Consider the following 7,896-nt stretch of genomic DNA (forward strand, 5'->3'; position numbering starts at 1 on the left):
AGTCGGCCACATGACCAAGTGGGAATACGCAACCGTGCCTCTGCTCGTCCACGCCACGAAGCAGATTCTGGACACCTGGGGCGAGGACGGCTGGGAGCTCGTCCAGGTCGTGCCCGGGCCGAACAACCCCGAGCAGCTCGTGGCCTACATGAAGCGGGAGAAGCAGTAATGGGCGCCGTCGAGGACCGGCTGGCCGAACTCGGTCTGACCCTGCCGGAGGTCGTGCCGCCGCTGGCCGCCTACCAGCCCGCCGTGCAGTCCGGCCCCTACGTCTACACCTCCGGCCAGCTGCCGATGGTGGAGGGCAAGCTTCCGGTCACCGGCAAGGTGGGCCTGGAGGTCACCGCGGAGGAGGCCAAGGAGCTGGCCCGCACCTGCGCGCTGAACGCACTGGCCGCCGTGAAGTCCGTCGCCGGCGACCTGGACCGCATCGCGCGCGTGGTGAAGGTCGTGGGCTTCGTCGCCTCGGCCGCCGACTTCACCGGCCAGCCGGGTGTCGTCAACGGCGCCAGCGAGCTGCTCGGCGAGGTCCTCGGCGACAAGGGCGTGCACGCGCGCAGTGCGGTGGGCGTCGCCGTGCTGCCGCTGGACGCGCCGGTGGAGGTCGAGGTCCAGGTGGAGCTCGTCCCGTAACGCTCCGGGATGTGCCCTGGTCCCGGGCGCCTCTCGAACATTCGCGCACCACGGGATAGCCTCCGGCCATGGCGAATGGGCAGTGGTATCCCCCGGAGTGGCCCGAACGCATCCGTGCGCATGCGGAGGGCACGCTCACGCCGGTGCTTCCCCGGCGCGCGGCCACGGTGATGCTCCTCCAGGACACCAAGGACGCCGGTACCGGGCCGATCGTCCACATGCTGCGCAGACGCGCCTCCATGGCCTTCGCCGGAGGCGCGTACGCGTATCCCGGCGGCGGTGTCGACCCGCGGGACGACGACCGCGACATCCGCTGGTCGGGCCCCACGCGCGCGTGGTGGGCCGACCGGCTGGGCGTCGACGAGAGCGGTGCCCAGGCGATCGTCTGCGCGGCCGTCCGGGAGACGTACGAGGAGGCGGGCGTCCTGCTCGCCGGTCCTACGCCCGGCTCCGTGGTCGGCGACACCACCGGCGCCGACTGGGAGACCGACCGCGCCGCGCTGGTCGCCCGGGAGCTGTCCTTCGCGGAGTTCCTGGACCGCCGCGGCCTGGTGCTGCGCTCCGACCTGCTGGGCGCCTGGGCCCGCTGGATCACCCCCGAGTTCGAGGCCCGCCGCTACGACACCTGGTTCTTCGTGGCAGCCCTCCCCGAGGGCCAGCGCACCCGCAACGCCTCCACGGAGGCCGACCGCACGGTGTGGATCCGGCCGCAGGACGCGGCGGCCCGGTACGACAAGGGCGAGCTGCTGATGATGCCGCCCACCATCGCCACCCTGCGCGAGCTGTCCCCGTACGACACCGCCACCGCGGCCCTCGCCGCCGCCCCCGCACGCGACCTGACCCCCGTCCTGGCCCAGGCCCGCCTGGTGGCCGACGAGATCGTCCTGTCCTGGCCCGGCCACGACGAGTTCACGAAGCACATCCCGACACCCCCGACACTCCCGACACCTGGTGGAGGCCCGGCATGACGGACGCGGCAGCCCTGCCGGGCCGGTGCCGGGACTCGGTACCTCGGGTGAGTCTCGCGGAAGGAGCTTTTGAATGACCGACGCAGCAGCCCTGCCCGGCCAGCCCCGTGGCGGAGTTCTGGACGGGCCCGCCACGGAGCGTGCGGTCAATGTGCTGGCGCCCAATGCCTCCGCGATGACGCTGGACGGGACGAACACCTGGATCGTCTCCGAGCCCGGCTCCGAGCTGGCCGCGGTCGTCGACCCGGGCCCCCTGGACGACGGACACCTGCGGGCGGTCGTCGACGCGGCCGAGAAGGCCGGCAAACGCGTCGCCCTCACCCTGCTCACCCACGGCCACCCGGACCACGCCGAGGGCGCGGGGCGCTTCGCCGAACTCACCAACACGCGCGTGCGTGCCCTGGACCCGGCGCTGCGGCTCGGCGACGAGGGCCTGGCCGCCGGTGACGTGATCACGGTCGGCGACCTCGAGCTGAGGGTCGTACCGACCCCGGGGCACACCGCGGACTCCCTGTGCTTCCACCTCCCGGCCGACCGTGCCGTCCTCACCGGCGACACCATCCTCGGACGCGGCACGACCGTCGTGGCGCATCCCGACGGCCGTCTGGGCGACTATCTGGACTCGCTGCGGCGCCTGAGGTCCCTGACGGTCGACGACGGCGTCCACACGGTCCTGCCGGGCCACGGACCGGTCCTGGAGGACGCCCAGGGCGCCGTGGAGTTCTACCTCGCCCACCGCGCCCACCGCCTCGCCCAGGTGGAGACGGCCGTCGAGGACGGCTACAGCACCCCCGGCCAGGTCGTCGCCCACGTCTACGCCGACGTGGACCGCACCCTGTGGCCGGCGGCGGAGCTGTCCGTGCGGGCCCAGCTGGACTACCTGAGCGAGCACGGGCTCATCTAGGGCCGTCCGCCAAGGAGTGTCCTCTAGGGCCCGTCCTCGGGGCGCGGGGCCTTCACCCCGTGCACGCGCGCGTACTCCTCGGCCAGCCAGGGCCCCAGGTCGTCGACGTACGACCGCAGGACGTCCGGGTCGCCGACCGGCTCGTAGCCGTACTCCGCCGCCGCGCGCAGCTGTCCGGCGCGCCCCGGGTAGTACGCGCCGAACACCTCGGCCATCTCGCGCAGATCGCTGGTCCAGCCGTTCCAGCGGGGCATCACCAGGGTGAAGCCGGTGCGGACGAGATGCCGGGACATGAAGCGCACCAGGGGCCGCCGGGCCTCCTCGCTGTCGGCCGCGCCCGCGATCCGCCCGCGCCAGCGCGGCAGCAGCCGGGCCAGGTCGCCGTTGGTCTCGCGGGCCAGCAGCGCGTCGGGCCGGTAGCGGGGCAGGTGCTCGGCGAGGTCGTCGCCGAGCAGCGGGGTGCACAGGCAGGCGACGAACCACCCCATGTCGTACCGCTCCAGCTCGCTGAGCAGCCGGGCCCGGCCGTACAGCAGCGTCCCGGCGCCGTCGATCTGCGGGAACTCCTCGTCGAGCGTCTCCCCGAGTGCGCGTGCCGCCTGCCGGTCCGCGTCGGCCGGCTCCTCGCGCAGGGCGACCAGCAGGTCGAGATCGCTGCGCCCCACGCGCGCGGTGCCGCGCGGGATCGACCCGTAGAGGTACGCGCTGTGCAGGCGGGTCCCGAACGCGTCCGGGAGCCGCTCGCGGGCGGCTGCCACTACGGGGCGGAATGCTTGCGGGACGTGTTCGAGGGAACCCTCGCGCGCGATGTAGCCCCGGTCGTCGAGACCCTTCGGGGGAACAGTTCCGGACATGCGCCCACTGTGCCCGGCGGATGCGCGCCGGGCAGCCCGTTTTCCATGCGGGCCGGGAAGTACCCGTCCGCGCGGGCCGGGACGCGCCCGGCGGCTACCGCGAGCGCTTCGCGAGCCGCTCCACGTCGAGCAGGATCACCGCACGCGCCTCCAGGCGCAGCCAGCCCCGCTGGGCGAAGTCCGCCAGCGCCTTGTTCACGGTCTCGCGCGAGGCGCCGACGAGCTGGGCCAGCTCCTCCTGCGTGAGGTCGTGGACGACGTGGATGCCCTCCTCCGACTGCACGCCGAAGCGGCGGGAGAGGTCCAGCAGGGCGCGGGCGACGCGCCCGGGGACATCGGAGAAGACCAGGTCGGACATCGCGTCGTTGGTCTTGCGCAGGCGGCGCGCGACGGCACGCAGCAGGGCGCCGGCCACCTCGGGACGCACGTTCAGCCAGGGCTGGAGGTCGCCGTGGCCCAGACCCAGCAGCTTGACCTCGGTCAGCGCGGTCGCGGTCGCCGTGCGCGGGCCCGGGTCGAACAGCGACAGCTCGCCGATGAGCTCGCCGGGACCGACGACCGCCAGCATGTTCTCGCGGCCGTCGGGGGAGGTCCGGTGGAGCTTGACCTTGCCCTCGGTGACGACGTACAGCCGGTCACCGGGGTCGCCCTCGTGGAACAGCGAGTCACCGCGCGCGAGGGTCACCTCACTCATGGAGGCGCGGAGCTCCGCGGCCTGCTCGTCGTCGAGCGCCGCGAAGAGCGGGTTGCGCCGCAGAACGTCGTCCACGAGTTATCTCCCTTGTCGACCTGCTCAGGGGATCTTGCTCCCCCATGTGCCAGGGGACCGTGTTCCCCATTTTGCCGGACGATCCAAACAGTGTGATCTGTCACAAGGATGCCGCACAGGTGTCCCGAGGTAAGCGGGTGGGGTCCAATCGGGGGCTGATCTTCCGGGTCCGGGGCGGATGTCGGTGCCGGGCTTTAGGCTGGCCGGGTGTCCAAATCGCCGGTGAGAGCACAGGCCAAGGGGGCTGGACGGGTGGTTGTACGTCGCGATTCCGCTGTGGGCGAACAGGATCCCGGCCGCGGTAATAAAACAGTCAAAGCATCTAAAAAGGTACCCGCGAGTGAATCGCGTACCGCGCTCGTCCGCAGGGCCCGGCGCATCAACCGCGAGCTCGCCGGGGTCTACCCGTACGCCCATCCGGAGCTCGACTTCGAGAACCCCTTCCAGCTCGTGGTCGCCACGGTCCTGTCCGCCCAGACCACCGACCTGCGGGTCAACCAGACCACGCCCGCGCTCTTCGCCAAGTACCCCACTCCCGAGGACCTGGCCGGCGCGAACCCGGAGGAGGTCGAGGAGATCCTCCGCCCCTGCGGTTTCTTCCGGGCCAAGACCAGGTCGGTCATAGGGCTGTCGAAGGCCCTCGCCGAGCAGTTCGGCGGCGAGGTCCCCGGAAAGCTGGAAGACCTGGTCAAGCTGCCCGGCGTCGGCCGCAAGACCGCCTTCGTCGTCCTCGGCAACGCCTTCGGGCGGCCCGGCATCACCGTGGACACGCACTTCCAGCGGCTGGTGCGGCGCTGGAAGTGGACCGAGGCGAGCGACCCCGACAAGATCGAGGCCGCGGTCGGCGCGCTCTTCCCCAAGAGCGACTGGACGGACCTCTCGCACCACGTGATCTGGCACGGCCGCCGCATCTGCCACGCCCGCAAGCCCGCCTGCGGCGCCTGCCCCATCGCCCCGCTCTGCCCGGCGTACGGCGAGGGCGAGACCGACCCCGAGAAGGCCAAGAAGCTCCTGAAGTACGAGAAGGGCGGCTTCCCCGGCCAGCGCCTGAAGCCCCCGCAGGCCTACCTCGACGCGGGCGGCCGCCCGGCGCCGCCGCTGGGGGCCGTATGACGGAACGATCTCGAGGCACCCGGGCGTTGAAGACGGCAGAACGGGGGTGGCGATGACGCACGCGAGCAATACCCAGGGCGGCGCGGTGACGCTCAGCAAGGTGGACCTGCCGGCCTGGCTGGACCCGGTGGTGCGGGCCGCGGAGACGGTCAAGCCGATACAGCTCAGCCGCTTCCTGCCGCCCGAGGACGGCGCGGGCCGCCAGTCCGCGGTGCTGATCCTGTTCGGCGACGGCGGCAGTAGCGGCAATGGCGAGCGCGGTCCCGAGCTGCTGCTGATGGAGCGCGCGAGCTCGCTCCGCTCCCACGCCGGGCAGCCCTCCTTCCCCGGCGGCGCCCTCGACCCCGAGGACGGCGACCCGAAGGGCGACGGGCCGCTGCGGGCCGCGCTCCGCGAGGCCGAGGAGGAGACCGGCCTCGACCCGTCGGGGGTGCAGCTCTTCGGCGTGCTGCCCAAGCTGTACATCCCGGTCAGCGGCTTCGTCGTCACCCCGGTGCTCGGCTGGTGGCGTAAGCCCAGCCCGGTGGGTGTCGTCGACCCGAACGAGACCGCCCGTGTCTTCACGGTTCCCGTGGCGGATCTCACGGACCCCGCCAACCGCGCCACAGCCGTTCACCCCAGTGGTCACCGAGGTCCGGCATTTCTGGTCGAATCGGCACTCGTGTGGGGATTCACGGCCGGGATCATCGACCGGCTGCTGCACTACGCGGGCTGGGAGCGCCCGTGGGACCGGGAGAAGCAGGTCCCGCTCGACTGGCGGTCATGACAGGGTGATCCCCGTGCTGTGTCTACCCGGGGGACAACCCCCGGACCCCCGGCCGTGCTCGTGGGACCGGAGTTTGAAGAGTCGAGGCCTGAAACGGTGAACGTGCTGGACATCCTGTTGCTGGTCGCCGCCGTGTGGTTCGCGATCGTCGGCTACCGCCAGGGCTTCGTCGTCGGCATCCTGTCGGTGATCGGCTTTCTCGGGGGCGGCCTCGTCGCCGTCTACCTGCTGCCGGTCGTCTGGGACGCCCTGACCGACAACGCGGAGGTCAGCACGACCGCCGCCGTCGTCGCCGTGGTGGTCGTGATCGTCTGCGCCTCCATCGGCCAGGCCCTGACCACCCACCTCGGCAACAAACTGCGCCGGTACATCACCTGGTCCCCCGCCCGCGCCCTGGACGCCACCGGCGGGGCCCTGGTCAACGTGGTCGCGATGCTCCTCGTGGCGTGGCTGATCGGTTCCGCCCTCGCGGGCACCACGCTGCCGACGCTGGGCAAGGAGGTCCGCAACTCCAAGGTGCTCCTCGGCGTCTCCCAGGCGCTGCCCGCCCAGGCCGACACCTGGTTCGCGGACTTCTCCTCGGTCCTCGCACAGAACGGTTTCCCGCAGGTCTTCAGCCCCTTCGCCAACGAGCCGATCACCGACGTACAGCCCCCCGACCCGGCCCTGGCGGGCAGCGCGGTCGCCGCGCACGCCCAGCGGTCCGTCGTCAAGGTCATGGGCACCGCCCAGAGCTGCGGCAAGGTCCTCGAAGGCAGCGGCTTCGTGTTCGCCGACCGCCGCGTGATGACCAACGCGCACGTGGTCGGCGGCGTCGACGAGCCGACCGTGCAGATAGGCGGACAGGGCCGCAAGTACGACGCGAAGGTCGTCCTCTACGACTGGCACCGCGACATCGCCGTCCTCGACGTCCCGGACCTGAAGGCACGCCCCCTCAGCTTCTCCGCGAAGGACGCGGCGAGCGACGACGGCGCGATCGTCGCGGGCTTCCCGCAGAACGGGGCGTACGACGTCCGCGCCGCGCGCGTACGCGGGCGCATCAAGGCCAACGGCCCGGACATCTACCACCGCGGCACCGTCCGCCGTGACGTCTACTCGCTCTACGCGACCGTCCGCCAGGGCAACTCCGGCGGCCCGCTGCTCACGCCCGAGGGCAAGGTGTACGGCGTGGTCTTCGCGAAGTCCCTCGACGACGCCGAGACCGGCTACGCGCTCACCGCGGACGAGATCCGGCCGGACATCGACCAGGGGCGTACCGCGAACCAGCAGGTGGGCACCGACAGCTGCGCTCTCTAGGCCCCAGCCGGGCTCAGCCGCGGGGGTGACGCAGGCGTACCGAGACCCAGCGGGCCCGGCGGCGCAGGATGCGGGGGATTCCCACCCGGAGGTCCGTGCCCTGCATCTGCGGAGCGCCTCCCCGGTGCGCGCTCAGGCCGGTGGCCGAGCGTCGGTTGCGGGGTGCGTCACTGTAGTCGTGCGTCCAGCCCATACCCGGACGTCTGCCCCCGCCCCAAGGTCGATAACCGCGCCGGAGCCCCTCAATTGGCCTATGCGCTGGGCATGTGGCCGTTCGTGGAACAGGTGTTCAGGTTCGGATACCGGGCGCATTGGCCCGGTCACCGATCCGGCCCAGGACTTTTCGGCCGACCGGGCCGGATCCGGGGCCCACGCGCGTCAGCGGTCGGGCTCCGGGTCCTGCAGCCAGTTGATGAGTTCCGAGGAGAAGGCCACCGGGTCCTCCTCGTGCGGACTGTGCTGTCCCGGGGGATAACCCCCGGACCCCCAGCAGAGGCCGGGCCGGCCCATGCGCGTCAGCGGTCGGGCTCCGGGTCCTGCAGCCAGTTGATGAGTTCCGAGGAGAAGGCCACCGGGTCCTCCTCGTGCGGACA

At 72.0% G+C, this 7,896-nt stretch carries 10 protein-coding genes; 7 read left to right on the forward strand and 3 right to left on the reverse strand.

Features of this window, described 5'->3' with window-relative positions:
• The first annotated feature begins 10 nt into the window (after positions 1-10).
• From ACH45E_RS10655 to ACH45E_RS10670, 4 genes are all read left to right on the forward strand, one after another.
• Complete coding sequence (locus ACH45E_RS10655) at positions 11-169, forward strand: DUF4177 domain-containing protein (protein ID WP_132856578.1); 159 nt, start codon at positions 11-13, stop codon at positions 167-169.
• Entirely contained in the window at positions 169-633 is a 465-nt protein-coding gene (locus ACH45E_RS10660) for a RidA family protein (protein WP_361446186.1), read from the forward strand. The genes ACH45E_RS10655 and ACH45E_RS10660 overlap by 1 nt, the downstream gene beginning before the upstream one ends.
• 68 nt (positions 634-701) lie before the next feature.
• Entirely contained in the window at positions 702-1,601 is a 900-nt protein-coding gene (locus tag ACH45E_RS10665; protein WP_361446184.1) for an NUDIX hydrolase, read from the forward strand.
• A 73-nt stretch (positions 1,602-1,674) separates the two neighbouring features.
• Positions 1,675-2,505 carry an MBL fold metallo-hydrolase gene (locus ACH45E_RS10670; protein ID WP_361446182.1) on the forward strand — a complete coding sequence of 277 codons (831 nt, stop codon included), beginning with the start codon at positions 1,675-1,677 and terminating at the stop codon, positions 2,503-2,505.
• A 23-nt stretch (positions 2,506-2,528) separates the two neighbouring features.
• Here the strand turns inward: ACH45E_RS10670 and ACH45E_RS10675 are convergent, their stop codons facing one another.
• On the reverse strand, positions 2,529-3,359 hold the full coding sequence (locus ACH45E_RS10675; RefSeq protein ID WP_361446180.1) for a nucleotidyltransferase domain-containing protein: 831 nt from the start codon (positions 3,357-3,359) through the stop codon (positions 2,529-2,531).
• A 94-nt stretch (positions 3,360-3,453) separates the two neighbouring features.
• Positions 3,454-4,128: a Crp/Fnr family transcriptional regulator gene (locus ACH45E_RS10680; protein WP_030734182.1), complete on the reverse strand. Its 675-nt coding sequence runs from the start codon at positions 4,126-4,128 to the stop codon at positions 3,454-3,456.
• Positions 4,129-4,404: 276 nt separating this feature from the next.
• Between ACH45E_RS10680 and nth the strand changes: the two genes are divergently transcribed.
• The 3 genes from nth to ACH45E_RS10695 all read left to right on the forward strand — a co-directional run bounded on the left by nth (position 4,405) and on the right by ACH45E_RS10695 (position 7,303).
• Positions 4,405-5,241 carry an endonuclease III gene (nth, locus tag ACH45E_RS10685; protein WP_361446178.1) on the forward strand — a complete coding sequence of 279 codons (837 nt, stop codon included), beginning with the start codon at positions 4,405-4,407 and terminating at the stop codon, positions 5,239-5,241.
• A 52-nt stretch (positions 5,242-5,293) separates the two neighbouring features.
• The gene (locus ACH45E_RS10690; RefSeq protein WP_361446176.1) at positions 5,294-6,007 is read left to right on the forward strand and encodes a CoA pyrophosphatase; all 714 of its coding nucleotides are present in this window, start codon (positions 5,294-5,296) and stop codon (positions 6,005-6,007) included.
• 96 nt (positions 6,008-6,103) lie between these two features.
• Complete coding sequence (locus tag ACH45E_RS10695) at positions 6,104-7,303, forward strand: MarP family serine protease (protein WP_361446174.1); 1,200 nt, start codon at positions 6,104-6,106, stop codon at positions 7,301-7,303.
• A 13-nt stretch (positions 7,304-7,316) separates the two neighbouring features.
• On the opposite strand, the gene ACH45E_RS10700 is transcribed toward ACH45E_RS10695, so the two are convergent.
• The gene (locus ACH45E_RS10700; RefSeq protein ID WP_361446172.1) at positions 7,317-7,496 is read right to left on the reverse strand and encodes a hypothetical protein; all 180 of its coding nucleotides are present in this window, start codon (positions 7,494-7,496) and stop codon (positions 7,317-7,319) included.
• Positions 7,497-7,896: the final 400 nt, after the last annotated feature.

Source organism: Streptomyces sp. NPDC020299, from assembly GCF_044387825.1.
Taxonomy (GTDB): Bacteria; Actinomycetota; Actinomycetes; order Streptomycetales; family Streptomycetaceae; genus Streptomyces.